The following is a 26,212-nucleotide window of genomic DNA, read 5'->3' on the forward strand; positions in this document are numbered from 1 at the left end:
CACGGTCCGCCGGGTCGGCCGCTTCGGGTACCCGGCGGATGCTCCACGACCTGCGGCGCTGTCGTATCCGTGACAGGAGGTCAGCAGTCAGACATCTCCATGTTTCGCTACGGCTCAGTGACTTCGTCCGTCGGCGTGTGGAGGAACCCCGTGCACAGATCCGCTTTCGGCACCGGTGGACTGCTCGACGGCCTGCCATACCTGGGACGAGTCGAGACCCGGATGGTGTCGCCGGAGAATCCGACCGGTGCCAAGGGTGCCGGCGCCACCCGGGTTCCGGACCCGGCCGACCCCGACCTGCCGCACTCGGCGGCCGCCGTACCGCTGGGCCGGGGCTGGAAGGTCCGGCCGTTCATCACCCTGCCGGCCGGCGCCACCGTCACCCTCGCCGACCTCGACGGTCCCGGTGCCATCTCGTACTTCTGGATCACCTCGGACATCCGCGAGTACCGCCGGCTGGTGCTGCGCGCGTACTGGGACGACGAGCCGGAGCCGTCGATTGAGACGCCGCTGGGCGACTTCTTCGGGATGGGGCACGACGAGGCGGTGCACGAGGTGTCGTCCCTGCCCGTGGTCGTCGCGCCGAGGCGCGGCCTGAACTGCTGGTGGCGGATGCCGTTCCGCCGGCACGCCAGGTTGACCCTGAGCAACGACGGCGAGATCGACGCCGAGGTGGTGACCTACAAGATCATCTATCACCGGCACGACGTCCCCGACGACGCGGCCTACCTGCACGCCCAGTGGCGCCGCTCGATGACGACACGGGAGCACCCGGAGCACACCATCCTGGACGGCGTACGCGGTCGGGGACACTACGTCGGCACCGCACTGGCCTGGACCGGACTCTCCGGCGGCTGGTGGGGCGAGGGCGAGGTCAAGTTCTACCTGGACGGCGACGACGAATTCCCGACCATCTGCGACACCGGCACCGAGGACTACTTCGGCGGGGCGTGGTGCTTCTACCGCGACATCGAACACGACCGGACCGAGCAGGCGTACTCGGCACCCTTCCTCGGCCTGCCGCTGGCCAGCAACGGCGGCCCCGAGTCACCCCGGCGGTTCAGCCTCTACCGCTGGCACCTGCTCGATCCGATCGGCTTCGACGCCGACCTCCGGGTCACGGTGCAGGCGCTCGGCTGGTATCCGGACAAGACGTACCAGCCGCTCACCGACGACATCGCCTCGCTGGCCGTCTGGTACCAGCGCGAGCCGCACGCCCCGTTCCCGGCGTTCCCGCCGCTGCGGGACAGGTGGGGTCGGTGACTGCCGGCCGGGTCGTCAATCCGTACCCGACGGTTAGGAAGGGCCCCCTATACAACAGAAAGCGATAAGAGGGGGCCCTTCCTTTCACCGGATCCAGACCGTGACGTCGGTCGGCACCCGCCCGTCGGCGTCGAGCGGGCCGCTCGCGTGCACCAGCTCGGCGCCCGCCGGCAGCTCCACCGGTTCGGCGCCGAAGTTGGTCAACACCCGCAGTTCGCCGTTGCGGAAGTGGAGCACGTCGTCCGGGCTGGTCAGCCAGTACACCGTGCCGGAGCCGAGCCGCAGTTCCCGGCGCAGCCGCAGGCCGGTCCGGTACAGCTCGTACGTGGAGCCGGCCACCCCGCGCTGCCGGTCCAGGGCGTACTCGGCCCAGAGCGGCGGCTGCGGCAGCCAGCTCGCGTCCCCGGGCCCGAAGCCGTACGACGGGGCGTCCGCCTCCCACGGGATCGGCACCCGGCAGCCGTCCCGACCCCGCTCGGTGTGACCGCTCCGCTGCCAGGTCGGGTCCTGCCGGGACTCGTCCGGCAGCGTGGTGTGCTCCGGCAGTCCCAACTCCTCGCCCTGGTAGAGGTAGGCGGAGCCGGGCAGCGAGAGCATCAGCAGGGTGGCCGCCCGGGCGCGGCGCAGCCCGACGACCGCGTCCGGCTGCGGGTCGTCGACGCCGATGCCCCGGGGCCGGGGCGTGCCGACCGGCAACCCGAGCCGGCTGGCGTGCCGCAGCACGTCGTGGTTGGAGAGCACCCAGGTGGTGGGTGCGCCGACCGCCGCGCTGGCGGTCAGCGAACGGGTGATCACCGCGTACTGGACCGGGGCGGTCCAGGCCGCCTCCAGGTATTCGAAGTTGAACGCCTGGTGCATCTCGTCCGGCCGGACGTACCGGGCCAGCCGCTCGGCGGGCTGTACCCACGCCTCGGCCACCAGGATCCGTTCGCCCGGGTACTCGTCCAGCACCCGGCGCCACTCCTGGTAGATCGCGTGTACGCCGTCCTGGTCCCACATCGGCGGGCGGGGGCCCTCGGTGCCCTCGCCGGTGACCGGCTCCACCGGCGGGTGCGCGTCGGCCAGGTCGAGCTGCTTGACCAGCCCGTGCGCCACGTCCACCCGGAAACCGTCCACGCCCCGGTCCAGCCAGTACCGGAGGATGTCGTGGAACTCGGCGCGCACCTCGGCGAGGTCCCAGTTGAGGTCGGGCTGGCCACGGTCGAAGAGGTGCAGGTACCACTGCCCGGTGCTGCCGTCCGGTTCGGTCACCCGGGTCCAGGCCGGGCCGCCGAAGACGCTCTGCCAGTCGTTCGGCGGTTCGCTGCCGCCGGGGCCGCGGCCGTCCCGGAAGACGTAGCGCCGCCGCTGCGGGCTGCCCGGCCCGGCCGCCAGGGCGGCGGCGAACCACGGATGTGCCGAGGAGGTGTGGTTGGGCACCAGGTCGACGATGAACCGCAGGCCACGGGCGTGGGTCTCGGCGATCAGCCGGTCGAGGTCGGCCAGGGTGCCGAAGAGCGGGTCCACCCCACGGTAGTCGGCCACGTCGTAGCCGGCGTCGGCCTGCGGGGACGGATAGAACGGCGACAGCCACACCGCGTCCACGCCCAACTCGACCAGGTGGTCCAGCCGGGCGGTGATCCCAGGCAGGTCGCCGATCCCGTCGCCGTCGGAGTCGGCGAACGACCGCGGATAGATCTGGTAGATGACCGCGTGCCGCCACCAGGGCCCGGCCTCGGCGGGTCCGGTGCCGGTGGCGCGCTGCGCGGCGACGGGTCCGGTGCCGGAGGTCATCGTCTCGGTGCTGTTCAGGGTGCTCTCCCATCGGTCGCGGCTCGCGGGCGGACCCGGCGTGGGCTCCGGGCGAGGGTCGAGGTTCAGTTTGCCCGGGGCGGGCCGGTCGAATCCCGTACGACAAGCCGGGTGGGCAGGATCACCGGGGCGGGTTCCTCCCCGGTCCGGGCCTGGCCGGCCAGCGGGCCCAGCAGCGTACCGGCGGCGCGCCGGCCCTGTTCGGCCGCCGGCTGGGCCACGGTGGTCAGGCCGAACGCGCCGGCCAGGTCGTGGTCGTCGATTCCGACGACGCTGACCTGCTGCGGCACCCGTACCCCGGCCATCCGCAGCGCGTTCAGCACCCCCATCGCCAGCTCGTCACAGCTGGCGACGATCGCCGTGGGCAGCTCGCCCCGGGCGATCAGCCGTTCGGTGGCCGCCCGGCCCCCCTCGGCGTCCGCCCGGGCCTGCACCCCGAGCCCAGGGTCGGGGCTGGTGCCGGCGGCGTCGAGCGCCTCCCGGTAGCCGCGGTACCGCTCCAGGTGGGCGGGGTGCGCGAACTCGTCGGCCGGGTCGCCCCGCACGCAGGCGATCCGCCGGTGCCCGAGGCTCAGCAGGTGTTCGGTGGCGGTCCGGCCGGCCGCCACGTCGTCGATCCGGATGCTCGGCCAGCCCGGTACCACCGTGCCGGAGCTGACCGTGACGCCCGGCAGCGCCAGGCTGGCGATCGTGGCCAGGTCGTCGGCGCGCATCGGGGTGGCCACCAGCATCACCCCGTCGACCCGCTTGGGCAGGTTGGACTTGTGCAGCAGGCGCGTCCGGGCGTGCTCCCGGCCGCCGACGTTGTAGAGCAGCAGGTCGTAACCGGCGGCATGCAGGACCTCCTCGGCGGCCTCCACCACGGCACCGACGAACCAGGGGGTGATCCGGGGGACGATCGCGGCGACGGTGCCGGTCTTGCCGCCGGCCAGCCGGGAGGCGCTGGGCGAGACGGTGTAGTCGAGTTGTTCGGCGGCGAGCAGTACCCGGATCCGGGTCGTCTCGGAGACCGTCGGCAACCCGCGCAGCGCGCGGGAGACGGTGGCGGTGGAGACCCCCGCCAACCGGGCCACGTCGTCGATTGTGGTCACAGTGCCATCCTGATCCGGCCGTGCCGCCGGCCACGGCTGCCCGGCCCGGGTCCCGGCCGCCGGGCGGAGCTTCCCGCCCGGCGGCCGTCGCCCGCGACGGCCGGTCAGCCCTTGACGCCGCCGGCGAGCAGGCCACGCACGAAGTAGCGCTGGAGGGACAGGAACACGATCAGCGGTACGACGATCGAGATGAACGCGCCGGAGGTGAGCCGCTGCCACTCGTTGGCCCGGGTACCGGCCAGCTCCGCCAGGCGTACGGTCAGCGGTGCGGTCTCGCTGCCGCCCCCGGCGAAGATCAGCGCCACCAGCAGGTCGTTCCAGACCCAGAGGAACTGGAAGATGCCGAACGCGGCCAGCGCCGGCACGATCAGCGGCAGCACGATCGAGCGGAAGATCTTCGGGTGGGTGGCGCCGTCCACCCGGGCCGCCTCCATCAGGTCCTTCGGCAGCTGCGAGATGAAGTTGTGCAGCAGGAAGACGGCGACCGGCAGCGCGAAGCAGGTGTGTGCGAACCAGACCTGGACGAACTTTTCCTCGTCGTCGAGGTTCCAGGCCGGCATCAGCTCGATGCCGCCCAGGTTGACCCCCTCGGAGAAGAAGCTGAGCAGTGGTACCAGCGCCATCTGCAACGGCACGATCTGCAACGCGAAGATGCCGATGTAGATCCAGTCCCGTCCCCGGAAGTTGATCCACGCCAGGGCGTACGCGGCCAGCGCGGCGAAGGCCAGCGGGAAGAGCACCGACGGGATCGTGATCACCAGGGAGTTGACGAAGTAGCCGGCGAGCTGACCGGAGGAGGCCGAGCGGCCGAAGAGCACCTCCTGGTAGTTGTCCAGGGTGAACTGCGGGTTGGTGAACGCGGTCCACCAGCCGGTCGTCTTGATCTCGTCCTCGGGGCGGAACGAGGAGACGAAGAGGCCGAAGGTGGGGACCGTCCAGAGCACCGCGATCAGGATCGACGCGGCGGTGGCGTACGGGTTGTTGAGCCGGCGGCGCACCCGGCCGGCCCGGGTGACCGGCGGGGTGGCCACGGACTGGGTACCGGTCAGCGCGGGAGGCGTCGTGGTGGTCATCTCATACCTCCCGCTGCTTGCGCAGGTTGCGGACCTGGTAGATCACGATCGGGATCACCAGGACGAAGAGGAAGACGGCCAGTGCCGACCCCTGGCCGGTCTGGCCGAACCGGAACGCCTGGTTGTACATCTCGTTGGCGATCACACCGGTGTCGAAGTTGCCGTTGGTGGTGGTCCGGACGATGTCGAAGACCTTGAGCGTGGCGATCGAGACCGTGACCACCACGACGATCAGGGCCGGCCGGATGCTCGGCAGGGTGATCTGCCAGAACATCTGCCAGGGGTTCACCCCGTCCAGCCGGGCCGCCTCGACGACGTCGCCCGGGATCGCCTTGATCGCGGCCGAGAGGACCACCATCGCGAAGCCGGCCTGGATCCAGATCATGATCACGATCAGCAGCAGGGTGTTCAGCGGCGGGTCGTTGAGCCACTGCCGGGGCTCGCCGCCGACCATCACCCAGACCTGGTTGAGCAGGCCGATCTGGTCGTACTCGCCGGAGCGGTAGGCGTAGACGAACTTCCAGATGATGCTGGCGCCGACGAACGAGATCGCCATCGGCATGAAGATCAGTGCCTTCGCCGCCGACTCGAACCGGGCCCGGTCGACCAGCACGGCGTAGACCAGTCCGATCGTGGTGGCCACCACCGGCACCAGGACCACCCAGATCAGGGTGTTGGTGAGGATGCCGAAGATCTCGTCCTGGGCGAACATCCACCGGTAGTTGACCAGCCCGACCCAGTTCTCGCTGCCACCGTCCATGAAGGACAGCACGGTGGTCCGGACGGCGGGCACGACCAGGCCGATCGCGAGCAGCGCCAGGGTGGGCAGCAGGAAGAAGAGCGCGAGCGCGCCCTCCGGGCGGTTCGCCACCGAGCGGCGGCGGGGCCGGGGACCGGCGACGGCCGCCGGTCCCTCGGCCGAGGCCGCCACCAGCGCCGCCTCGCGGCGCCGGGCGAACCAGTTGGGTACGACGTCGAGCAGCACGAGCAGTCCGCCGACCACGACCGCGAAGGCGGCCAGGCCGTAGAGCAGCATGAGCAGCTTCGGTGCCTCGTCGGCGAAGTCCATCAGCGCCTCCAACGCCACAACGTTCGGGAAGCCGACGGTCCGGCCCGCAGCGGAGCGGGCCGGACCGTCAGGGGTGTCACTTCGGCCAGGAGCCTTCGACGAAGTCGAGGGTGCTCTTGGTGTCCTTGCCGTTGACCCAGTCGACCATGCCCTTCCAGAGGGTGCCGGAGCCGACGGCGGCCGGCATCAGGTCGGAGCCGTCGAACCGGAAGACGGCGCTCTTGTCGAGCAGCACCTCCATGGAGAGCTTGTCGACCGCCTGCTCGACCTTGCTGACGTCGAGCTTGTTGTTCGGCGTGATCCAGTTGCCCAGCGCCGCCCGCGAGTTGGCGTACTCGCCGGTCATCAGGTACTGCCGGACCGCCTGCACCGCCGGGCCGTCGGTGAAGGCGACGGTGAACTCGCCGCCGCCGAGCACCGGCTTGCCCTTGGCCGGGTCGACCGCGGGGAAGTAGAAGGCGTAGATGTCGCCGTCCGGGCCGATCTTGGTGCCCTCGGGCAGGTAGTTGGCGTAGAAGTTCGCCTGCCGGTGCATCGAGCACTGGCCCTGGAGGATCGGCAGGCCGCCCTCCTGGAACGGGGTGGTGGTCAGGCTCTTGACGTCACCGTAGCCGCCGTTGACGTACTTGGGGTTCTTCAGGACCTGACCGGCCTGGTCGACCGCCTGGAGCACCCGGGGGTCGTTGAACGGGATGGCGTGGGTCGTCCACTGGTCGTAGACCTCAGGAGTCTGCGTACGCAGCATCAGGTCCTCGATCCAGTCGGTCGCCGGCCACCCGGTGGCCTCGCCCGACTCCAGCCCGACGCACCACGGCTTCTGGTTCGTCGCCGCGATCTTGTCGCTCAGCTCCATCAACTGCTGCCAGGTGGTCGGCACCTGGTAGCCCTTGTCGGCGAACGCCTTCGGCGAATACCAGACGAAGGACTTCACGTTCGCGCCGAGCGGCGTGCCGTAGAGCTGCCCACCGGCGGTGGCGTACTTGAGCCAGTCGGCCGGGTAGTTCGCCTCGGCCAGGCTCTTCTGCTCCGCCGTCATCGGCTTGAGCTTGTTGGCCTGGGCGAACCGGGCGAGCAGCCCGGGCTGCGGGATGAAGGCCAGGTCGGGCGGGTTGCCGCCGTCCACCTGGACCTGGAGCTGGGCCTCGAACTCGCCGCTGCCGTCGTAGTCGATCTCGATGCCGGTGCAGTCCTCGAACTGCTTCCACGACTGCCGGAGCAGGTCGGCCTCGGCGTCCCGGATCGACGCGTAGATGGAAACGTTCTCGCCGTCGTGACCCTGGTAGGCGGAGTACGGTGCGCACTCCGCGGAGTCGGGGTCGAGCCCGCTCTCACTGTCGCCGGAACAGGCGGTGGCGCCGAGTGCCAAAGCCAACACACCGGCGATCGCGAAGGCCTGGCGTGGTCTGGACTGGACCGCCATGCCGTCCTCCTTTCGTGCCGGCGTGCCGGTTGCCTGTGGCTTCCGAGCCGGCCTGTGGGCGTCACCACATGTAAGCGCTTGCAGCCAGGGGCGTCCAGACCCGGTGAGCCACGAGGCCGTAACGATTCGGAAACCCGGCGGTCGCCGCCGGGCCGGCCGGCGGCGTCGCGGCTACTCGGCGGCCGGGAGCGCCGGGGCGGCCTCGGGCTCGTCGAGGATCGCGGCGAAGCGCTGCTCGGCGAGGTCGAGCTGGCCGAGGATGTGCGTCCGCGCCTCGGTGTCCAGCGGGGTGTCCGGCCGGGTGACCAGGTCACGGAAGAGCGGCACCAGGGGGCGGTACTTGCGGGCCGAGCGGTGCACCCGGTCTCCGGTGGTGTGGATGACCCCCACGCCGTTGTCGGTGAAGTCGGAAACCTTGATCACCCGGGCCCAGGGCTCCCGGTCCAGGCTCTCCGCCAGGTGCGCGCGGTACTGCTCGTCCCGGTCCCGCTCGGGGTCGTACTCCGGGTTGGTTACCGCCGCGATCAGCCGGGCGACCCGGGGGTTGAACCGCCGGGCCACCTCGGCCAGCGCCGCCTCGGTGGCCGCCGGGCCGGTCGTCCCGGCGGGCAGGCCGGCGAGTTCCGCCGGGTGGTCCTCCACCGCGTCGTGCAGCAGCGCCGCCGCGATCACGTCGACGTCGGTCACCGAGTAGTAGCAGATGATCCGGATAGCCACCCGGAGCAGGTGGTTGAGGTAGGGCTCGCGTACCCGGTGGTCGTCGCGGTGCAGCGTGCCGGCGAGGTCCAGCGCCGCCGCCAGCCGGGCCCGGTCGGCCGGGGCGAAGCGCTCCGTCTCCAGTGCGAACCGGTCCCGCAGGCCGGCCTCGCCGTAGACCTCGGTCACGGCGTGCAGCGGCATGCTCCTCAGGTACGTCGGCGAGGCCATGTCGTCCAGGTATACCGGATCGCCCCCACCGCCGGGCCGCCCCCGCGCCCGACTCCGGTCTTCCGCTGAGTGAAGTTATCTGCCACGATCCATTCGTACATAGAAAACTTTCGCCATAGGAGGTCGTCGTGCGCTTCCGCCTGTTCGCTTCCGTCGGTGCCGGCCTGCTGCTGGCCGCCGCGGTGCTGGTCCCGGCCTCGCCGGCCGCCGCCGCGCCCACCTTCAAGGTGCCGTTCCCCTGCGGCCAGTCCTGGTCCGGGCAGACCCGGACCAACCACAGCCCGGCCAACGCCATCGACTTCAACCGCACCGACGACCAGGGCGACCCGGTGGTGGCCAGCGCCGCCGGCACCGTCGACGTCGTCACCGACCTCGGCAACACCAGCTACGGCAAGTACGTCCGGATCAACCACGGCGGCGGATACACCACCTACTACGCCCACCTGAACAGCTTCAACACCGCCGTCGGACGGAGCGTCGGCTACGGCACCGTGATCGGGTACGTCGGCACCACCGGCGGATCCACCGGCCCGCACCTGCACTACGAGCAGCGCCTGAACGGCTCCGCCATCCAGGTGCGGTTCAACGGCACGCTGGCGCTCTACTGGGGCACCCGCACCTACACCAGCGACAACGCCTGCTCCGGCGGCGGCACCGGATCCGGCACGGTCAACACCGCGGGCAGCCCGCTGACCGTGCGGTCCGGCCCCGGCACGGGCTACTCCTCGGTCGGCACGGTCGCCGACGGGGCCAGGGTCACCATCGGCTGCCAGACCACCGGTACGACGGTGACCGGCACCTACGGCACCAGCAACATCTGGGACCGGATCGGGACCGGCCGGTTCATCTCCGACGCGTACGTCCTGACCGGTTACGACGGGTTCATCCCCGGCGTACCGCGCTGCTGAGCGCCGGGCGCCGCCGGTGGCGCCGGTGCCGACCGCGCTGGACACGCGACGGATCGGCGCCGGCGTCCGGCGGGGGACCGCGAGCCAGACCATCACGGCCTGACGGCGGACCAGATCCACCAGACTCCCGGGAGTCACGGTTTCGCCATAGCGTTACACGAGACCCGTTCGCATCGCGGTGACCACCGCCGCCGTGCGGTTCGGCGATCCGGTCTTCAGGAGGATGGATCCCACCAGCCGCTTCGCCCCGTGGGTCGAGATCCTGAGCTGCCGGGCGATCTGCTTGTTGCTCATGCCGACGACGAGCAGGGCGAGTGTCTCCCGTTCCCGGGAGGTCAACCGCACCGGCCGGCGAGGTTGGAGGTAGGCAGGTCCGTGCCTGCCGGCCAGCAGCCGACGGGCCAGCGGGGTAGGTAGGGGTACGGCACCCATGGACACGCGGCAGAGCGCGTCGTCGAGGGTGTCGACGGACATGTCCGTCAGGGAGAGGAAGCCGTCGGTCGGCAGGCTGGCCAGGTCTTCGGTGTGGTTTTCGTGGATGTGGTCGCCGAGCACGAGCACCAGTGGCGGGGTTTCTATCTCCAACGCCGGGCTGTCCCGGAGGAGATGCCATTCCTCCAAGGCGACGATCAGTACGTCGTACTTACCGGACCGGGGCCACGTCTGCGGTGACCGCGCATCCCAGAAACTGACGGAGCGGACCCTGTCGACTCGCTGCAGTACGCTCTCCATACCTGCGGAGACCACATTGTTTCCGACAATCAGCGCAATGTTGAGATCGTGGGATCGACCCTTTGCTGCAATCTCGCTCATTGGACGTCCGGGAACCCTTCCAGTCATCCGACAGGGCAGAGGTAGGTGTCTGGCGGCCGGCCCGGCCGACGACAGACTCCGTCTTCGCCCCGGCGAATCGAGCGATTACGGGGTCTCGGTCGGTGTCGCCTGCGGCGTCGGGGAATTTCGCCGATCGACGGCCTGAGATATCCGATCGCGCGTACGGCCCGGTAACGAAGACGGCGCCATCCGCGATGGTGGCAGTGCGACAGGTCATTGATCTCGCGGAACCGCAGCGTGGGTAATTGAGTACAGCCAAGATCGGAACATGCTTGATCCTGCCCCCGTCGAACACTCGTGCTTCGCCCCGCGCATCGAGGCGATCTATCGCCTACCTTACTTGCGGTAATCATCTCTGTCAATATCACGTCAAGTGGCGAGGCCATCGAGCCGAGTCGGCGTCAGGTGATGACGGTGACGCGCGGCGTCGTCCGACGCGGTCCGTCGCGGTCGGCCTGGACCACTACCAGGTCCGTGGCTGGACCGGCTGGCACCGGTTCTCACCCTGGCCATGCCCGCTCTGGCCGTCCTGAGCATTGCGTTGACCGTCGTCGAGACCCGGCGACACCTCAACGCTTTCGTTCGATGGCGACGAGCTGACCGCCATTCGTGGCCACCGCCGCGAAGAAGATCGTGGACGCGCCCGTGCCAATCTCGACGATCGACGTGCGGCACCGTATCTCAATTTCACTGACGATGGTGGCTACTGCTGTAGGACGCATGGAGTACGCGGTCCACGACACGTGGCTGCGGGCGAGGGGGCATGCGCGCTATCGCACTCGCGTCGGCGGTACTCCATTTCTCATGCGCTTTGTGAAGTATGACCAAGGTCGCTTCCAAGTTTCCGGGGATTGGGTCAGCGAAGGGAACGCCGAGGATGGCCGCGCCACCGACGGCGAAATGATCAGGAAGCCGGCTCGAGCGCGACCGGGTCGTGCGCGGCGAGGAAGTCCGGCCGGGGATCGGTCGTGTTCGTCGGCGGGTTGCTCACCGCGTTGTAGACGAGCAGGAGGACCTTCCGGCTGAACGGGGAGAGATTCGGCATGGAGGCGTGCAGGACATTCGAGTGGAACAGCAGCACTGACCCGGCCGGCCCCTTCGGGGCGACCATCCCCCGCTCCCGTGCCAGCCTGGCTATGATCTCGCGGTCGATCTGGAATCTCTCCGTGGCGGTCAGCGTGCTCACCCAGCCCGCCGCCTCCTCGTACCCGGCCGGCATACCGTCGATGTCGCTGCCGTCGAGCAGACCGTTGCTGTGGGAGCCTGGAATGAACGTCAAGGGCCCGTTGAACTCGGAGACATCGTCCAGGAAGAGGGCCACGTTGATCAGATTGTCGGACTGGATGCCGTCCCTTTCCAGCCAGTTGATGTAGTCCTGGTGCCATTCCCAGCGATCTCCCGCGAACGCGGCCTTGACGTTCAACTTGGACTGATGCACGTAGACGTCGTCGTCGAGGATCTGGGCCGCCGCTCCGATGATCCCGGGCCAGCGGGCCAGCGCAGCGACCGCGGCCGACGACCGGTGCGGCCCGTACACAGAACGGATGGTGATCCCGTCGCGTTCGAGGATCCGATGCGGACCGTCCTGTCCGAGGATCTCCGGCACAGCGGCCTGGACGTCGGCCAGCAGGGTGTCGGACAGGTGATCCGGCGACAGCATCAGGAAGCCCTCCCGGCGATACTCGTCGGTCTGGCCCTGGCTGAGGGGCTTGATCAGCCTCGCGCTCGATCTGGTCACGTCGGTACCTCCGTCGGATTCTGATGAGTTCATCCTGGACCGCCCGGCGGGGAAATCACCGCCTATTCCTGGGCATAGACAACTGGCTAGGTCAGTACGGCGATCCGGTGGGGATGGGGCCCGTGGCCCTTGTGGGGGAGGCTGGTGCGGGCGTTTTGCGCCCGGGCCAGCGAGGCGCCGCAGCCATAACGGAGAAGGACGATGATGATTGCGCGGTCAGACATCGGTCCGATGACAGATGTGACGGTTGTCCTCAACTCGCAGGAGCGCCGGCAGATGTACGCGCGATGCGCTGATATCGCGGCGCGGCTCGCCCGACACTCCTTGGACGACCCACAGGTACTGGTCGAGGCGGAGGTCGCCGGGTGCGAGATTCCGCCCCGGCTGATCCGCGCGCTGGCGGCATTTCGTCAGCAGGGCAATTCCCACGGTTCGCTGCTGATCCGGGGGATGCCGGTCGACGAGAACCTCGGCCCCACGCCACCGAGCGGCAACGCGCGGGCCTGGACGGACGTGCCGGTCGCCACGATGGCCCAGCTCATCGTCGCGTCCCGCCTGGGCGACGTGATCTCCTTCGCGGACGAGAAGGAGGGCCGGCTGGTGCAGGACGTCATTCCGGTACGCGGTGCCGCGGATCGTCAGGAGAACACCGGAACGAGCTTCATGGAGCTGCACACGGAGGATGGTTTCCACCCGTTCAAGCCTGATTTCGTGACCCTCCTGTGCCTGCGCTCGGATCACGACGGCGACGCCCGTACGGTGACTGGGTCGGCCCGGCGCATAGTGTCGAAGCTGTCCGCCGACAGCCTTGAGGTGCTGCGTCAGCCGCAGTTCCGTATCCGGATCGCCAGTTCGTTCGCCGCCGGGGGCACCGTCGGGCATTCGCAGCCGCTGGCGGTGTTGTCCGGGCCCAGCACCGATCCCGACCTGGTGGCGGACTTCCATGCCATGGAGCCGTTGACGGAGCCGGCCCGCCGGGCCCTGGACGAGTTCGCGGCGGTGGTACCCCAGGTGGTGATCGGCGCGGTGCTCGCGGCGGGCGAGATGCTCGTCGTGGACAACCGGATCTCGGTGCACGGTCGCAGTGGGTTCCGGGCCCGCCACGACGGGCACGACAGGTGGCTGCGCCGCTGTTTCGCGGTGGTGGACCTGCGTCGCTCGCGGGCGTACCGGACGGCGGGTTCACGGGTGTGTGCACCGTTGACAACCATCACCGCCGACATGGCACGCGAGGGTCGACCCGCTGCCGGAGCGGGCGCCTTATGAGCCAGTTCGTCACCTCGCTGCCGGAGTTGGCGGACCGGCCGCCGCGTCATCTGCTGTTGCTGTACTCCGGCGGGGTGGACGGTTCGTTCCTGCTCAAGGTGCTCAGCGACCGGGACATTCGGGTCACCGCGCTCCAGGTCCTGATCGGCGCCGGCGACCTGGGCCCCGACGAGGCCGGCACCGCCGGAGAGCCCGCCGGTATCGCCTCGCGGCTGGGGGTGGAGTGCCGGCGGGTGGACGCCACGGACGAATTCTTCACCGAGTTCCTCCCGCCGGCTATCCACGCCGACGCGTTCTTCCAGGGATCGTTTCCTGTCGGGTCGACCCTGACCCGTCCTCTGATGGCGCGAGCCGCGGTGGCCGTGGCCCGGGAACTGGGCTGTGACGCGATCGGCCACACGGCGACGTACATGCAGAACAGCGCCATGCGGATCACGGCGTCGGTCGTGGCGCTGGCGCCGGACCTGACGGTCGTCGCCCCGTTCCTCGGCTCGGACCTGCCGCGCGAGCAGAAGCTGGCCCGGTTGGCCGAGTCGGGGATCTACTTCCCCACCGGGATCCACAGCGTCGATGCGAATCCGTGGTCCCGGGTGATCGAATGCGGCTCGTTGGAGCGCCCGGAGAACCGCCTCGACGAGTCGGTATTCACCTTGACCCGGGACATCGCGGACACCCCGGCGCAGCCCGCCGAACTGGATCTGACCTTCCGTGCCGGTCTACCCACCGCGGTGGACGGCACCGAGTCGGACCTGGCGGGCATCGTCGGTCGGCTCAACGCCCTGGCCGGGAGGCACGGCGTCGGTCGGTTCTCCGGTCTGGAGGACACCCCGTTCGGCGTCAAGAACCACGAGGTCCGTGAGTCACCGGCGGCCACGGTGATCAGCACGGCCCACCGCTGCCTGCTGAACGCGGTGCTCGACTCAAGGGAGCACGCGGTCCGGTCCGGCCTGGCGACGGAGTGGACCAACGTGGTGGTCGGGGGCGGGTGGTTCGGTCACCTGGGCCAGTGTCTGGCGCGGTGCCTCGCTGACCTGGATGCCCCGGTCACCGGTACGGTGCGGCTGCGCCTGTACCGGGGCTCGGTGACCGTACTGGAGACCCATACCGAGTACGGCCTCCACTACGCCCGGATGGGGCAGGCGTACCACGACTGGATGCGTGAGTACTCGTACGGCCCCTGGCTGAGCCTCGCGACGCTGGGATTACGGAATCGTCACCACATAGCGAGGGATCGGGAGCGCGCGGATGAAGCCCGGTGACTCCAGCGGACGGACCCTGGTCGAGCTGAGCCATGTCGTACGGCACGGCACGGTGACGTATCCGGGCCTGCCCGGACCCGAAATCAGCGACCACCTCACCCGGGAAGCGTCGCGGGACCGGTACGCGCCCGGCACCGAGTTCCAGATCGGACGCATCACGCTGGTGGCCAACACCGGAACCTATCTGGACGCACCGTTCCACCGGTTCGCCGGTGGCACCGACATCGCCGGGCTGGACCTGACCCGGCTGGTCGACGTGCCGGGCGTACGTGTCGACGCGACGGCGAACGGCCCCGGTATCGGCCCGGAGCAGTTCGCGGCGGTGCCGGTGACGGGCCGGGCGGTGCTCATCCACACCGGATGGGACGTGCGGTGGGGTACGGACGGCTACGGCGAGCCGGGACATCCGTTCCTCACCGGTGCCGGCGCACGATGGCTCGCCGACCAGCAACCTGCCGTCGTCGGCATCGACTCGGTCAACATCGACGACATGGCCGACGGCAGCCGCCCGGCGCACACCACCCTGCTCGACGCCGGCATCCCGATCGTCGAGCACATGACGAAGCTGGGCGACCTGCCGGAGCGGGGCTTCCGGTTCCACGCCGCGCCGGTGGCGGTGGCGGGAATGGGCACCTTCCCGGTGCGGGCCTACGCGCTCGTCGATTCGGGCGAGGCCATGATCGCGCGATGAGGACACGGGGGAAACGGAACTGGGCTCCGGACCTGGCGGCCCGCGACAGCCTGCCGACGGTCCCCTGGTCGAGCAGGGCGTCCTCGGTCGACGTACGAACCCGAAGCAGTGCCCGACCACCCCCCGGACGGGGCGGAGACACGGATCGCCGGGGCCGCCGGGACCGGGTCGTCCAGGGGGAGAGGGAGACCCGGTCGCGGCGACCCCGGCGTGCTCGTAGGGGCCTTTCTTCTTCTGTTACGGGGAGTCTTCGAGATCCGAGGCCGGCGCTGCGCCTACGACGGCCTGGGATCAACTGCTGAAGATGCTGACGCCGAACGGACCGACGAGCAGCCCGACGACGATGAGCACGACACCCCAGAGGATCTGCCGCCGGAACAGTGCGAGCACGCCAGCGACCACCAGTACAACCGCGAGGATCCAGAGCAAGAATTCCATGGCTCAGGAAATACCCCCGGCGCTGATCGCGGAAACCTTGCCCGCGGTGGCCCCCGCGAAGGGCGGGTGCAGGTGGAACACGCTGTACGCCTGCTTGATCACCGGGTGCGCGACGTTGCGGACCCGTACCCCGCCGGGGGTGGTGCCCCGCTCGCTGCCGGCGTGCGCGTGCCCGTGCAGCGCCAGCTCGGTCGGCGCGGAGTCGATGGCCTGACCGAGCAGGTACGAGCCGAGGAACGGATAGATCTCCAGCGGCTCCCCGGCCAGGGTGTCGGGCACCGGGGCGTAGTGGGTCAGCGCCACCCGTACGTCGCAGTCCATCTCGCGCAGCGCCTCGCCGAGCTGCTCGGCGATGTCGCTGGTGGTCCGGACGAACGCCTTCATCTCCGGTTCGCCGAACTCGCTGGCGCAGCGGCCGGCGAAGCCACCGCCGAAGCCCTTCGCACCCGCGATGCCGAGCCGCGTCCCGGAACACTCCAGCACCACGTTGGTGCCCTCCAGCACCAGGATGCCGGCGTCCTCCAGTACCCGGATCACCGCCGGCACCTCGTTGCAGTGGTGGTCGTGGTTGCCGAGCACCGCGACCACCGGTACGCCGAGGTTGCCGAACTCGGTCGCCACGCAGCGGGCCTCGGACTCGGTGCCGTGCCTGGTCAGGTCCCCGGCGAGCAGCAGGACGTCGGCGCTGTCCGGCAACCGTTCCAGGGCCGGCCGGAACCGCCCGACCACGTCCTGGTCCATGTGCACGTCGCCGACCGCCGCGATCCGGATCACCATGTCGTCGCCTCCCTCACCGCAGCTCCTCCACCTCGGTCGGGGCCTGGGTGCGGATCAGTCCGATGTCGACGGTCACCGGCACCTCGGGAAAGTGCTCCAGCACCATGCGGAGGATCTCCTCGCGGCGCTGCGCGCTCTCCACCTCGCCGCAGAGCACCACGGAGTGGTCCCGGCGGCTCACCGTGATGCCCTGCTCGGCGATCTCGGTGCGTTCGGTGAGCAGGCGCTGGATCGCCGCCTCCAGATAGTCGTCCGGCGGCTCGGTACCCGCCGTGCCGCGCTGGTTCATGTCGCCACCTCGCTCCGCTCGTCCATGCCGGTCAACCCCTTCTCCACGCCGGCCTGCGAATAACGCTTCTCCCCGCCGGTCGGCGAGTAGGGCACGACGTCCAACCGGTCCAGCAGCACCAGGAACGCCTCGGCGTACGGGGAGTGCGCCGTCTCCTTGCGTACCCGGTCCCAGTCGATCTGCTCCCGCAGCGAGCGGGCGAGCGGCAGGCCGCGGGCGAAGTCGCAGTAGTGCTGAGAAAAGCTCAGCAGCTTGTGCACCATCAGGTGGGTGGCCGACAGCACCGGCATGTGGATGGCGTCGACCGGGCGCACCACGGTGTCCCGGAAGGTCTCGTCGGTGACCGGGGTCTCGATCGGGCGGTGGATCAGGTCCACCATCCGGTCGTTGTCCCAGACCTTCACCAGCCAGTCCTCCGGGGGGCGCTCTGCGGTGAAGCCGACCTCGACGAGCGCCTCCAGGGCGCGCTCGACGTCCTGCTCGCGGATGAGAAAGTCGACGTCGTGGTCGCTGGAGTGGCCGCCGTGCGCGTACACCGCGAAGCTGCCGCCCAGCGCGAAGGGGATCTCGGACTGCTTCAGGACGGCGGCGACCCGCTTGAGGGTGGCAAGGAGGGTCTCGTCGCCGTTGTGATCCATCGGGTCTCCCGGGTCAATGGCCATGGGCATCTGGTCAATGGGGTGGAGATTTACCGGTACCCGGCACTTCGTTCCTTCACACCTGGGCCGGGACACACCTGGGCCGGGATCCGGCGGCGCTGCCCGAGCCGGAACCGGACGTAACGGCACGGACCGGCGTGCCGGTCCCGCCGGGACGGGCCGGCCGGTACGGCTCGTCGGGCGGCAGGAGGGACCCCGGCGGCTTTGTCGGGCCGGGGGGCTGCGCGCGCCGGGTACCGTTGCTGAACGTGGCCCGAACTCTGCTCCAGCGGCGGCACGGGGGACGGCTGCGGGCCGTGGCCCTGGTCGGAATCGACGGCTCGGGCAAGACCACCCAGGCACACCGGCTGGCGGACGCGCTGACCGTGAGCGGCGTTCCGGCGACGTACTGGCAGAACGCGGGCGGTCGGCGGTGGTTCGGCCGGCTGGCCCGCAAACTTGGCCGGCGGGACGCCCAGCGTCTCCTGGGCCGCAACGGGATGCTGCTGGCCGAGTCGGTGCTGCGCTGGCTGGCGATCGGCCGGGCACTGCTCCGGTCCCGACTCCGCTCCCGGGTCGCCGTGATGGACCGCTACTCGGTCTGCCAGTACGCCAGCATCCGGGCGCACGGTGGCGGACGACGCTGGGAGAGCCTCGCCCGGTTGCTGTACCGGATCTTCCCGCCGCCCGACATCACCTTCCTGCTCGCGGTGGACCCGGGTGAGGCGTACCGGCGGATCGAGGCCCGGGGCACCGACCACGAGAACATCACCTACCTGGCCGCCGGGGCCGCGGCGTACCGCTCGTTGCCGGAGTCCGCCACGTTCGTGGTGGTGGACGCCAACCGCTCCCCGGCCGAGGTGACCCGGGCGATCCAGGCCGGTGTGCGGGCGTGGCTGCCGGCCGACCGCCCGCTGCCCGGGTTCGACGCCGCCCCGGCCGGCCCGCTCGACCCGCGCGGTGCGGCGGACCCACCGGGTACGCCGGACCTGGCCAGCCGGTCGTCCGGGCCGGACGAGATGGACGAGCCGGACGAGGCAGAGCCGGCCACGGCCGGGTCGGTCAGGCCCGGCCGTACACCGGTATCGTCGCGCCGCTCGTCGGCGCCGACTCGTCACTGGCCAGGAAGTGGATCACCCCGGCGATCTCCGCCGGGGCCACCCAGCGGGAGTGGTCCGCGCTGGGCTGCGCCGCCCGGTTGGCCGGCGTGTCGATGACGCTCGGCACCACCGTGTTGCAGCGCACCCCCGCCTGCCGGTATTCGACGGCGACCGCCGAGGCGAAGGCGAGTACCGCCGCCTTCCCGGTGACGTAGCCGGCGGCACCGGGGAAGGGTGCGAGTGCGGCTCGGGAGGAGACGCAGACCACCGACCCGCCGCCGGCCTCCAGCGACCCGCCGCCGGCCTCCAGCAGGTACGGCAGCGCGCTCCGGGTGACCAGGTAGGTCGGGCGCAGGTTGCGGGCGATCATCTCTTCGAAGTCGGCGACCGGGGTCTCGTGCACCAGGCCGCCGGCCGCGTACCCGCCGGCCAGGTTCACCACCGCCCGCAACGGTGCCCCGGCGTCCCCGCCGGCCACCTCGACCGCCCGGGCGACCTGTTCCGGGTCGGTGAGGTCCGCCGCGACCCGTAGTACCTCGCCACCCGGCTCGCCTGGTACGCCGGCCGGGGCCGCCCCGCCGTCCGGGCGTACGGGTACCACCACCCGCCAGCCGGACGCGACGAAGGCGGCGGTGACCGCCCCGCCGAGCCCGCCCGCTCCGCCGCTGACCAGTACAGTGCGATCTGCCATGCCTGCCACGCTATCGGCAGCGCCGGTCCTGCCGTCGGCACACCGCCCCAGCCGCCCCCGGCACCGTCCGGCGGCCGGACTGGTCCGATCTGGACGGTCGAGGGCGGTGTTCTCCGGCCCGCCGGTGGGTCGCTCCGGTAGCCTATCGATCGATGACTATTCACCCGGATGCCGTCCGGCGTTGCGGGCTCGGTTACCCCACCGAGCCGAAGGTGTGGTGGGAATGGCACGCTCGGCTGGGCTGACCGGGCGTAATTTCCCACCCGTTGGGCGTACTTTCGCAGGTGTAGCGCGTCATGGTTGACGCTCACGCCTCCCTGAAAGTAAGTTTCATCCGTGGTGAAGACTGCGAAGGTTTCTGCGAGTCACGAGACAGGCGGGCTGATCGTCCATATCAGCGGCCTGCTCCCGTCGCTGTCGCCCGCCGAACAACGGGTCGCCAGACTCGTCGTGGCGGATCCCGCGGACGCCGCTCGCCGGACCATCACAGACCTCGCGACCGCCGCCGAGACCTCCGAGGCCACCGTCATCCGGTTCTGCCGGTCGGTCGGCATGGACGGCTACCCGCAACTGCGGATCCGGCTCGCGGCCGAGGCGGCCCGCCGGGTGGAGCCACCGGACGCCCGGGTCGTCGGCGGCGACATCCCACCCGGCGCCGACCTGGCGCAGATCATCGCGACCATCGCCTTCAGCGACGCCCGGGCGGTCGAGGAGACCGCCGAGCAGCTCGACGCGGCGGTCTGCGAGCAGGTGGTCGAGGCGATCAACGGTGCCGGCCGGATCGACATCTACGGTGCCGGGGCGAGCGGCTTCGTCGCCTCCGACTTCCAGCAGAAACTGCACCGGATCGGCCGGACCGCCTTCTACTTCCCGGACGTGCACACCGCGCTCACCTCGGCGGCCCTGCTCGGCAAGGGCGACGTGGCGATCGGCATCTCGCACACCGGCACCACCCTGGACGCGGTCGAGGTGCTGGAGCAGGCGCGGGCCCGCGGGGCGACCACGGTCGCGCTGACCAACTTCCCCCGGTCGCCGATCACCGACGTCGCGGACCACGTGCTCACCACGGCGGCGCGGGAGACGACGTACCGGTCCGGTGCGATGGCCAGCCGGCTCGCCCAGTTGACGGTGGTCGACTGCCTCTTCGTCGGGGTCGCCGCGCGCAACCGGGCCAGAGCCAAGAAGGCCCTGGAGGTCACCGCCGAAGCGGTGCAGCCGCACCGGGTCAAGGGGAGGCGGGCATGAGCGGTGGACGGGCCGGCGTGACGGTGCCGCGGGGCGTCGCCGCGTACGGCGAGGCGGCGGCGATATGAGCGACGGGCTCGGCGGTGGCCGGGATGCTGGGGGGCGGACATGACGGCCGGACGGGTCGAGCCCGGTGCGCTACCCGCCACCACCCCGCGTCCGGATTCCGACGCGGGGTCCTCTTACCCGCCGGCCGAGCCGGGCTACCCGGCAGACGGCACGGGCGCGCCCGACGGCGGCGCGGCGGCGGGTGCGGCCGAGGGGCGAGCGCGGGAACCGCGCGCGGTGGTCCGGGTGAGTTCCCCGACCGAACTGCGCAACCCACGCAGCATCGACCTCGACCTGATGTCCGTCCGGGACGTCCTCAAGGTGATCAACGAGGACGACCGGCGGGTGCCGGCCGCGGTGACGAAGGTGCTGGACGAGATCGCCGTCGCCGTCGAGCTGGCCGTGACGGCGCTGCGGGCCGGCCGCCGGGTGCACTACTTCGGCGCGGGGACCTCCGGCCGGCTCGGTGTGCTCGACGCCGCCGAGCTGGCGCCCACCTTCAACGCCCCGGACCGCTGGTTCTGCGCACACCTCGCGGGCGGGCCGGACGCGATGTGGCGGGCCGTCGAGGACGCCGAGGACGACGAGCCCGGCGGTGCCGAGGAGGCGCGTGGCTGCGTACACCCCGGTGACCTCGTGGTCGGCCTGGCCGCCAGTGGCCGTACCCCGTACGTGCTCGGAGCACTGGGCGCGGCGACCGGGCTCGGTGCGGACACCGTGCTGATCTGTGCCGACCCGGACGCCGTGGCGGCCCGCTCGGTGACGGTGTTCATCGGGGTCGAGACCGGTCCCGAGGTGGTTACCGGTTCGACGCGGATGAAGGCCGCGACCGCCCAGAAACTGGTGCTGAACGGCTTTTCCACCGCCGTGATGGTGCGGCTGGGGCGGGTCTACTCAAACCTGATGATCGACATGGTCGCCACCAACGCGAAACTGCGGGGACGGATGATCTCGATCCTCGTGGAGGCGACGGATTGCCCCGAGGAGGTCGCGCAGCACGCGCTGACCGAGGCCGACGGCGACCTGAAGGCGGCCCTGGTGTCGCTGTTGTCCGGTGCGGCCGTCGCCGACGCCCGCGCCGCGCTGGACCGCTCGGCGAACCAGGTACGCGGCGCGATCGCCCTGCTCGCCGGCTGACCTCCGGGCGCTCCTGCGCGGGGTCCCGGAGCGCGGGCCGGAACGCCCGGGGGACCGGGGCCACGGACGGCGGGACTATCCCCGGGCCCCGGATTGTTGCGCAGGCGGAGGGGTAACCCTGGGGCGGCGGATGAACCGACCGGCCGCGCCGCGCGTGTATCGAAGCGTGACGAGCATCGCAGCAATCGGGTGACGTTGATCGCTGTGTGTCGTTGCGTGGCGATGATGCGATATCGGGTGCAGAGCCGTCGCACGGCCCCTCAGCTGCGCTATCACCGGCTCCGACATGCCCCGATCGGGACGACTGACAGCAAACGTCGATCGTGCTTTCAGCAACTACTCAGGCATTCGTGACACTTTCGACTCACCAGATGGAATCCCCAACGCGTCTCAACTGTTGTGTAGGTGTCAGCACCGCGGGGCACAGCGGAAGTTACGGGGAGGGCTGATGAACGTGGGGATGGCAGGGGCAGGAACCCGGGCCACCGGGAGGAACGACGAGGGGACCGTGGGGAACGTGGAGAAGAAGATCGTGATGCGGACCGACGAGGTCGCCGAGGAGCGCGACCTGGTCGGCGTGTACCTGCACGAGATCTCCCGCACACCGCTGCTCGACGCCGCCGCCGAGGTCGACCTCTCCAAGGCCATCGAGGCTGGGCTCTACGCTGAGCACCTGATCGACTCCGAGAAGCTTCCGGTCGGCGTCAGCCAGGCGGAGCTGGAGCGGCTGGTGGTCGAGGGAGAGCGGGCGAAGGACCTCTTCATCCGGGCCAACCTCCGGCTGGTCGTCTCCATCGCCCGCCGGTACGTCCGCTCCGGGATGCCGATGCTGGATTTGATCCAGGAGGGCAACACCGGTCTGGTCCGGGCGGTCGAGAAGTTCGACTACGAGCGGGGATACAAGTTCTCGACGTACGCGACCTGGTGGATTCGGCAGGCGATCAGCCGGGCCATCGCCCAGCAGGAGCGCACCGTACGGCTGCCCGTGCACCTGGTCGAGGACGTCAACCGGATGCGCAACGTGGCCCGCCAGCTCACCCGTGAACTGGGCAGCGACCCGGAGCCGGAGCAGATCGCGGCGGCCCTGGGCGTACCGGTGGAGCGGGTGCACGAGCTGGTCCGCTGGTCGCAGGACACCGTCTCGCTGGACACCCCGGTCGGCGACGACGGCGACACCAACCTCGGTGACCTCGTCGCGGACAGCGACGCCCCGTCGCCGGAGGAGATCGTGCTCACCGGCCTGGAGCGGCAGCGCATCGAGGGTCTGTTGAACCACCTCGACGACCGGTCGGCCGGGATCATGCGGGCCCGGTACGGCCTGGAGGACGGCCGCGAGCACTCGCTGACCGAGGTCGCGTCCCGGTTCTCGCTCTCCCGGGAGCGGATCCGGCAACTGGAGATCCAGGCATTGGGCCGGCTGCGCGAACTGGCCCGGGCCGAGGGGCTACAGGCGGCCTGAACGACCAGGGCTGGCGATCCCGGCGCAGCGCCGGAGGATCAGCGTCACTTCGACAAAGCGGTGAGCGGCCGGCGTCCAGTGGGACGCCGGCCGCTCGTCGTCGTACCTGCGGGGGCCGACGCCGGGTGCCTGCGGAGCGCGACACCAACATCAACCATTAGGGTGACCGGCACCACGACAGTGAGTTCCGCTCGCGTCGGAAGGGGTGCCGTCGCCCGACGGTCGGCGCGCCACCACCGACGGAGCAATCGGGGAGGACTCCGTGCCGATCAGTCCGACCGCCCGGCGTCGCCGGCTCGGCATCGAGCTGCGCCGCCTGCGTGAACGGGAGCAGCTCACCCTGCTCCAGGTGGCGCAGCGGATGAAGTGCTCCGATGCCAAGATCTCCCGGATCGAGGCGGGGAAGCACTCCACCCGGACCCGCGACGTCCTCGCGCTGCTCGACATCTACCGGGTGGCCGACGAACGTACCCGCGAGGTGCTGGCGACCCTGGCCAAGCAGTCGACCCAGCGCGGCTGGTGGGTCACCTACGGCGGCGCGATCCCGGACTGGTTCGAGGTGTACGTCGGGCTGGAGTCCGAGGCGACCGAGATCCGTACCGTGGAGACGCACCTGGTGCCCGGCCTGTTGCAGACCGAGGCGTACGCCACCGCGCTGATCCGGGCCACCCAACCGTTGGCACCGGCCGAGGAACTGACCCGGCAGGTCGAACTCCGGCTGGCCCGACAGCGGCGGCTGCACGAACACGACCCGATGCGGCTGCGGGTGGTACTCGGCGAGGCGGTACTGCGGTGCCGGGTCGGCGACGAGGCGGTGATGCGCGACCAGCTCGGTCACCTGGCGGTGCTCGCCGAGCGGTCCCACGTCGAGTTGCGGGTGGTCCGGTTCAACAGCCCGGCGTACACGGCGTTCGGCCGGCCGTTCGCGATTCTCGGCTTCCCCGAGCCCACCGATCCGGGCCTCGTCTACACCGAACACCGGACCGGCGCGCTCTATATCGACGAGCCGGCCCAGATCGCCTCCTTCGCGCTTGCCTTCGACCACCTGGTTGCGGCAGCGTTGTCGCGGAAAGAATCGGCGCGGCTGCTCAGGGAGACGGCGGCCTTCTGGACGTGAGGGAGGGCTGGACGGGATGCGGCCGAACGAAAGCACGCTGACCTGGCAAAAGAGCAGCCGATCTGGTGGCGAGGGCGGCAACTGCGTCGAGGTGGCCCAACTCGCCGTCGGCGTCGCCGTACGTGACTCGAAAGACACGGACGGCCCCGTGCTCCGGTTCGTGCCGACCGCCTGGGTGGCGTTTGTCACGGCTCTCGGTCCGGACGGCCGGGTCCCCGGCTGACCCGGTGACCGCTCCCCGACCGAGCCGCCCCGCCCCCGAACCGCCCCGCTCCCCGGACCGCCCGCCGCGGCCGACTCAGACCAGCGCGGGCACCAGGATGCCGGCCAGCAGTGCCGCCAGGACGGCGGTCAGCAGCAGCAGGCTCCGGGGGTTGCCGAAGTTGAGGGTCCAGCCGATGCCGATCCGCTTCTGCACCAGGATCGCCGGGTCGTCGCGGTTGACGTAGCAGAGGCCGGCGAGCCGCCAGTACCTGTCGTCGTCGGCGTGTGCGGTGTCGGGGCGTTCGGCCGCCGGGGCCTCGACCGTGGCGATGCGGCTGCCGCCCTGACCGGCGCGCAGCGCCACCACCAGCAGGTAGGCCGTGCCGAGCAGCGTGGAGAGCACCATCGCGGCGGTGGCCAGCGGACCCGGTGCCCGCCCCTGCCACATCGGCAGGAAGGCGCAGAGAATGGTGAGGTTTCCGCAGGCGGCGAGCACCAGCAGGGCCCGGGAGATGCGCCGGAGGAAGAGCCGGTGCTGGGCGGCCGAGCGCTTCGGCGCGGAGGGGTCCAGATCGGCCCGGCTCCGGTAGGACCAGGCGAGCAGGGCCACCAGCAGGACCGTGGTGGCCAGTTCGAGCGCCACCGGTACTCCGACCACCCAGGGCGACTTCGCCTGCCAGGCGACCACCGTGGAGCCGTTGGTGCGCATCGGCACCCGCTCCGGCATCTCCGGATAGCTGGCGATCCCGACCGCGAGCGTGACCAGCGGGACGAGCAGCGCGGGTAGCACCCACGGCCAGGGCAGCCGCTCGGGCCCGGTACGCAGCGAGGTGTCCACCGCGACCCGCTGGGTGACGCCGCTGTACCAGCCGTCTTCGGCCTTCACCCGCTGGATCGCCTGGCGGGCCCGCAGGTAGAAGAGTCCGACCAGCAGCATCAGGGCCACCATCGGCACCAGGCCGACCAGCGCCACGGTCTCCTCGTCGCCGTCCACGGCCAGCATCAGCGCGATCCCGGCGGACAGCCCGAGGAGTCCACCCACGGCGACCCTGCTCCGGAAGGTGCGGATCTGACCGGCGATGGCGGCGTCACCGGCCCGCTGGGCGGGCACCCGTACGCCGAACGGCAGGGTCGGTCGCTGGACCGCGGGCATGATCCAGGCGGAACCGGCGATCGTGAACAGCGCCACGCTGATCCAGGCGACCGTCATCGCGACTCCTCCTGTCCCTCGTCGAAGGTGGTCAGCACCGTGCGGCAGATCTCCAACACCTCTTCCCGGGTCAGGCCGTGCGCGGTCGCCTCGGCCAGCAGCGTGGTGGCCCGGCCGGTCCAGTCGGCGACGAATTCCGGTGCCGGTGGGCCGGAGTGGGCGTCCCGGAGCACCACCGCACCCGACTTCCGGTTGATCCGCAGCAGGCGCTGCTGGCGCAGCAGGTCGTAGCCCTTGTTGACGGTGTGGAAGTTGATGCCGAAGTCGGTGGCCAGGGCGCGGGTGGAGGGGAGCGGGCTGCCCTCCCGGAGGGCACCGCTGGCGATCGCCTCGACCACCCGGTCGCGGAGCTGCTGGTAGATCGGGACCTCGCTGTTCGGGTCCACCTCGATTATCACGCCGGCCACCCTTCCTGTTCCACAAGTTATAGAACAGTTCGGCATGACTGACAAGCCCGCTGCGCCCCGGCCGTGGTGAGTCCCCTCACCCCGGGCGCCCGGCTGCCGCTCGCCTTTAGCTTTGACACCTG

At 70.5% G+C, this 26,212-nt stretch carries 24 protein-coding genes and 2 pseudogenes; 11 read left to right on the top strand and 15 right to left on the bottom strand.

Going from position 1 to position 26,212, the window contains the following annotated elements; translation table 11 throughout:
* The first annotated feature begins 150 nt into the window (after positions 1-150).
* Positions 151-1,263 (top strand): glycoside hydrolase family 172 protein, encoded by a 1,113-nt coding sequence (locus V1634_RS04890; RefSeq protein ID WP_331206533.1) that lies wholly within the window; start codon positions 151-153, stop codon positions 1,261-1,263.
* An 84-nt stretch (positions 1,264-1,347) separates the two neighbouring features.
* Here the strand turns inward: V1634_RS04890 and V1634_RS04895 are convergent, their stop codons facing one another.
* The 6 genes from V1634_RS04895 to V1634_RS04920 all read right to left on the bottom strand — a co-directional run bounded on the left by V1634_RS04895 (position 1,348) and on the right by V1634_RS04920 (position 8,634).
* Positions 1,348-3,036: a glycoside hydrolase family 13 protein gene (locus tag V1634_RS04895; RefSeq protein ID WP_331206534.1), complete on the bottom strand. Its 1,689-nt coding sequence runs from the start codon at positions 3,034-3,036 to the stop codon at positions 1,348-1,350.
* An 83-nt stretch (positions 3,037-3,119) separates the two neighbouring features.
* The gene (locus V1634_RS04900; protein WP_331206535.1) at positions 3,120-4,145 is read right to left on the bottom strand and encodes a LacI family DNA-binding transcriptional regulator; all 1,026 of its coding nucleotides are present in this window, start codon (positions 4,143-4,145) and stop codon (positions 3,120-3,122) included.
* Positions 4,146-4,249: 104 nt separating this feature from the next.
* Entirely contained in the window at positions 4,250-5,218 is a 969-nt protein-coding gene (locus V1634_RS04905; RefSeq protein WP_331206536.1) for a carbohydrate ABC transporter permease, read from the bottom strand.
* Position 5,219: 1 nt separating this feature from the next.
* The gene (locus tag V1634_RS04910) at positions 5,220-6,287 is read right to left on the bottom strand and encodes a carbohydrate ABC transporter permease (protein WP_331206756.1); all 1,068 of its coding nucleotides are present in this window, start codon (positions 6,285-6,287) and stop codon (positions 5,220-5,222) included.
* Between the two features lie 76 nt (positions 6,288-6,363).
* Positions 6,364-7,707, bottom strand: a complete 1,344-nt coding sequence (locus V1634_RS04915; protein ID WP_331206537.1) for an ABC transporter substrate-binding protein — start codon at positions 7,705-7,707, stop codon at positions 6,364-6,366.
* 171 nt (positions 7,708-7,878) lie between these two features.
* Positions 7,879-8,634 carry an HD domain-containing protein gene (locus tag V1634_RS04920; protein WP_331206538.1) on the bottom strand — a complete coding sequence of 252 codons (756 nt, stop codon included), beginning with the start codon at positions 8,632-8,634 and terminating at the stop codon, positions 7,879-7,881.
* 128 nt (positions 8,635-8,762) lie between these two features.
* Between V1634_RS04920 and V1634_RS04925 the strand changes: the two genes are divergently transcribed.
* On the top strand, positions 8,763-9,542 hold the full coding sequence (locus V1634_RS04925; RefSeq protein WP_331206539.1) for a peptidoglycan DD-metalloendopeptidase family protein: 780 nt from the start codon (positions 8,763-8,765) through the stop codon (positions 9,540-9,542).
* Between the two features lie 153 nt (positions 9,543-9,695).
* Here the strand turns inward: V1634_RS04925 and V1634_RS04930 are convergent, their stop codons facing one another.
* On the bottom strand, positions 9,696-10,355 hold the full coding sequence (locus tag V1634_RS04930) for a LuxR C-terminal-related transcriptional regulator (protein WP_331206540.1): 660 nt from the start codon (positions 10,353-10,355) through the stop codon (positions 9,696-9,698).
* A 925-nt stretch (positions 10,356-11,280) separates the two neighbouring features.
* Positions 11,281-12,114: a phytanoyl-CoA dioxygenase family protein gene (locus tag V1634_RS04935; protein WP_331206541.1), complete on the bottom strand. Its 834-nt coding sequence runs from the start codon at positions 12,112-12,114 to the stop codon at positions 11,281-11,283.
* A 231-nt stretch (positions 12,115-12,345) separates the two neighbouring features.
* Between V1634_RS04935 and V1634_RS04940 the strand changes: the two genes are divergently transcribed.
* Genes V1634_RS04940 through V1634_RS04950 form a run of 3 tightly spaced genes read left to right on the top strand, consistent with a single transcriptional unit; the run spans position 12,346 to position 15,330 of the window.
* Complete coding sequence (locus V1634_RS04940; protein WP_331206542.1) at positions 12,346-13,380, top strand: TauD/TfdA family dioxygenase; 1,035 nt, start codon at positions 12,346-12,348, stop codon at positions 13,378-13,380.
* Positions 13,377-14,639, top strand: a complete 1,263-nt coding sequence (locus V1634_RS04945) for an argininosuccinate synthase domain-containing protein (protein ID WP_331206543.1) — start codon at positions 13,377-13,379, stop codon at positions 14,637-14,639. Before V1634_RS04940 ends, V1634_RS04945 begins: the two co-directional genes overlap by 4 nt.
* Positions 14,626-15,330 carry a cyclase family protein gene (locus tag V1634_RS04950; protein WP_331206544.1) on the top strand — a complete coding sequence of 235 codons (705 nt, stop codon included), beginning with the start codon at positions 14,626-14,628 and terminating at the stop codon, positions 15,328-15,330. Before V1634_RS04945 ends, V1634_RS04950 begins: the two co-directional genes overlap by 14 nt.
* A gap of 291 nt (positions 15,331-15,621) precedes the next feature.
* Here V1634_RS04950 and V1634_RS04955 read toward each other — a convergent pair whose 3' ends face one another.
* The 4 genes and pseudogenes from V1634_RS04955 to V1634_RS04970 form a co-directional block, all read right to left on the bottom strand.
* A complete protein-coding gene (locus V1634_RS04955) occupies positions 15,622-15,768 on the bottom strand; it encodes a GPGG-motif small membrane protein (RefSeq protein WP_331206545.1) in 147 nt (48 codons plus the stop codon).
* A 3-nt stretch (positions 15,769-15,771) separates the two neighbouring features.
* On the bottom strand, positions 15,772-16,545 hold the full coding sequence (locus V1634_RS04960) for a metallophosphoesterase family protein (protein WP_331206546.1): 774 nt from the start codon (positions 16,543-16,545) through the stop codon (positions 15,772-15,774).
* 13 nt (positions 16,546-16,558) lie between these two features.
* The gene (locus tag V1634_RS04965; protein WP_331206547.1) at positions 16,559-16,834 is read right to left on the bottom strand and encodes a hypothetical protein; all 276 of its coding nucleotides are present in this window, start codon (positions 16,832-16,834) and stop codon (positions 16,559-16,561) included.
* Between the two features lie 77 nt (positions 16,835-16,911).
* Positions 16,912-17,472 (bottom strand): annotated as a pseudogene (locus tag V1634_RS04970) (nucleotidyltransferase); the annotation flags it as partial.
* A 269-nt stretch (positions 17,473-17,741) separates the two neighbouring features.
* Here V1634_RS04970 and V1634_RS04975 point away from each other — a divergent pair.
* Positions 17,742-18,392, top strand: a pseudogene (locus V1634_RS04975) (dTMP kinase); the annotation flags it as partial.
* A 142-nt stretch (positions 18,393-18,534) separates the two neighbouring features.
* Here V1634_RS04975 and V1634_RS04980 read toward each other — a convergent pair.
* Positions 18,535-19,263 carry an SDR family NAD(P)-dependent oxidoreductase gene (locus tag V1634_RS04980; protein ID WP_331206548.1) on the bottom strand — a complete coding sequence of 243 codons (729 nt, stop codon included), beginning with the start codon at positions 19,261-19,263 and terminating at the stop codon, positions 18,535-18,537.
* Positions 19,264-19,599: 336 nt separating this feature from the next.
* Here V1634_RS04980 and V1634_RS04985 point away from each other — a divergent pair, with 336 nt between their 5' ends.
* The 5 genes from V1634_RS04985 to V1634_RS05005 all read left to right on the top strand — a co-directional run bounded on the left by V1634_RS04985 (position 19,600) and on the right by V1634_RS05005 (position 24,492).
* Positions 19,600-20,508: a MurR/RpiR family transcriptional regulator gene (locus V1634_RS04985; RefSeq protein ID WP_331206549.1), complete on the top strand. Its 909-nt coding sequence runs from the start codon at positions 19,600-19,602 to the stop codon at positions 20,506-20,508.
* A gap of 285 nt (positions 20,509-20,793) precedes the next feature.
* Positions 20,794-21,693, top strand: coding sequence for an N-acetylmuramic acid 6-phosphate etherase (locus V1634_RS04990; protein WP_331206550.1), 900 nt, complete (start codon positions 20,794-20,796; stop codon positions 21,691-21,693).
* Between the two features lie 460 nt (positions 21,694-22,153).
* Positions 22,154-23,152 (top strand): sigma-70 family RNA polymerase sigma factor, encoded by a 999-nt coding sequence (locus V1634_RS04995; RefSeq protein WP_407951721.1) that lies wholly within the window; start codon positions 22,154-22,156, stop codon positions 23,150-23,152.
* A gap of 262 nt (positions 23,153-23,414) precedes the next feature.
* Complete coding sequence (locus V1634_RS05000) at positions 23,415-24,269, top strand: helix-turn-helix domain-containing protein (protein ID WP_331206552.1); 855 nt, start codon at positions 23,415-23,417, stop codon at positions 24,267-24,269.
* Between the two features lie 16 nt (positions 24,270-24,285).
* Positions 24,286-24,492, top strand: coding sequence for a DUF397 domain-containing protein (locus V1634_RS05005; RefSeq protein ID WP_331206553.1), 207 nt, complete (start codon positions 24,286-24,288; stop codon positions 24,490-24,492).
* A gap of 75 nt (positions 24,493-24,567) precedes the next feature.
* Here V1634_RS05005 and V1634_RS05010 read toward each other — a convergent pair whose 3' ends face one another.
* Positions 24,568-25,683, bottom strand: coding sequence for a DUF1648 domain-containing protein (locus V1634_RS05010; RefSeq protein WP_331206554.1), 1,116 nt, complete (start codon positions 25,681-25,683; stop codon positions 24,568-24,570).
* On the bottom strand, positions 25,680-26,090 hold the full coding sequence (locus V1634_RS05015; RefSeq protein ID WP_234358927.1) for a GntR family transcriptional regulator: 411 nt from the start codon (positions 26,088-26,090) through the stop codon (positions 25,680-25,682). Before V1634_RS05015 ends, V1634_RS05010 begins: the two co-directional genes overlap by 4 nt.
* Positions 26,091-26,212 lie beyond the last annotated feature (122 nt).

It is taken from the genome of Plantactinospora veratri, from assembly GCF_036421995.1.
Lineage (GTDB): Bacteria > Actinomycetota > Actinomycetes > Mycobacteriales > Micromonosporaceae > Plantactinospora > Plantactinospora veratri.

What these genes read in the sequence shown, in the direction of transcription:
- V1634_RS04930 (WP_331206540.1), bottom strand. Translation starts at nt 10,355, where the DNA reads ATGAGCGAGATTGCAGCAAAGGGTCGATCCCACGATCTCAACATTGCG.
- V1634_RS04915 (WP_331206537.1), bottom strand. Translation starts at nt 7,707, where the DNA reads ATGGCGGTCCAGTCCAGACCACGCCAGGCCTTCGCGATCGCCGGTGTG.
- V1634_RS04895 (WP_331206534.1), bottom strand. Translation starts at nt 3,036, where the DNA reads ATGACCTCCGGCACCGGACCCGTCGCCGCGCAGCGCGCCACCGGCACC.
- V1634_RS04980 (WP_331206548.1), bottom strand. Translation starts at nt 19,263, where the DNA reads ATGGCAGATCGCACTGTACTGGTCAGCGGCGGAGCGGGCGGGCTCGGC.
- V1634_RS04920 (WP_331206538.1), bottom strand. Translation starts at nt 8,634, where the DNA reads ATGGCCTCGCCGACGTACCTGAGGAGCATGCCGCTGCACGCCGTGACC.
- V1634_RS04965 (WP_331206547.1), bottom strand. Translation starts at nt 16,834, where the DNA reads ATGAACCAGCGCGGCACGGCGGGTACCGAGCCGCCGGACGACTATCTG.
- V1634_RS05005 (WP_331206553.1), top strand. Translation starts at nt 24,286, where the DNA reads ATGCGGCCGAACGAAAGCACGCTGACCTGGCAAAAGAGCAGCCGATCT.
- V1634_RS04945 (WP_331206543.1), top strand. Translation starts at nt 13,377, where the DNA reads ATGAGCCAGTTCGTCACCTCGCTGCCGGAGTTGGCGGACCGGCCGCCG.
- V1634_RS04960 (WP_331206546.1), bottom strand. Translation starts at nt 16,545, where the DNA reads ATGGTGATCCGGATCGCGGCGGTCGGCGACGTGCACATGGACCAGGAC.
- V1634_RS04955 (WP_331206545.1), bottom strand. Translation starts at nt 15,768, where the DNA reads ATGGAATTCTTGCTCTGGATCCTCGCGGTTGTACTGGTGGTCGCTGGC.
- V1634_RS04905 (WP_331206536.1), bottom strand. Translation starts at nt 5,218, where the DNA reads ATGACCACCACGACGCCTCCCGCGCTGACCGGTACCCAGTCCGTGGCC.
- V1634_RS04910 (WP_331206756.1), bottom strand. Translation starts at nt 6,287, where the DNA reads ATGGACTTCGCCGACGAGGCACCGAAGCTGCTCATGCTGCTCTACGGC.
- V1634_RS05010 (WP_331206554.1), bottom strand. Translation starts at nt 25,683, where the DNA reads ATGACGGTCGCCTGGATCAGCGTGGCGCTGTTCACGATCGCCGGTTCC.
- V1634_RS04995 (WP_407951721.1), top strand. Translation starts at nt 22,154, where the DNA reads ATGGCAGGGGCAGGAACCCGGGCCACCGGGAGGAACGACGAGGGGACC.
- V1634_RS04950 (WP_331206544.1), top strand. Translation starts at nt 14,626, where the DNA reads ATGAAGCCCGGTGACTCCAGCGGACGGACCCTGGTCGAGCTGAGCCAT.
- V1634_RS04940 (WP_331206542.1), top strand. Translation starts at nt 12,346, where the DNA reads ATGACAGATGTGACGGTTGTCCTCAACTCGCAGGAGCGCCGGCAGATG.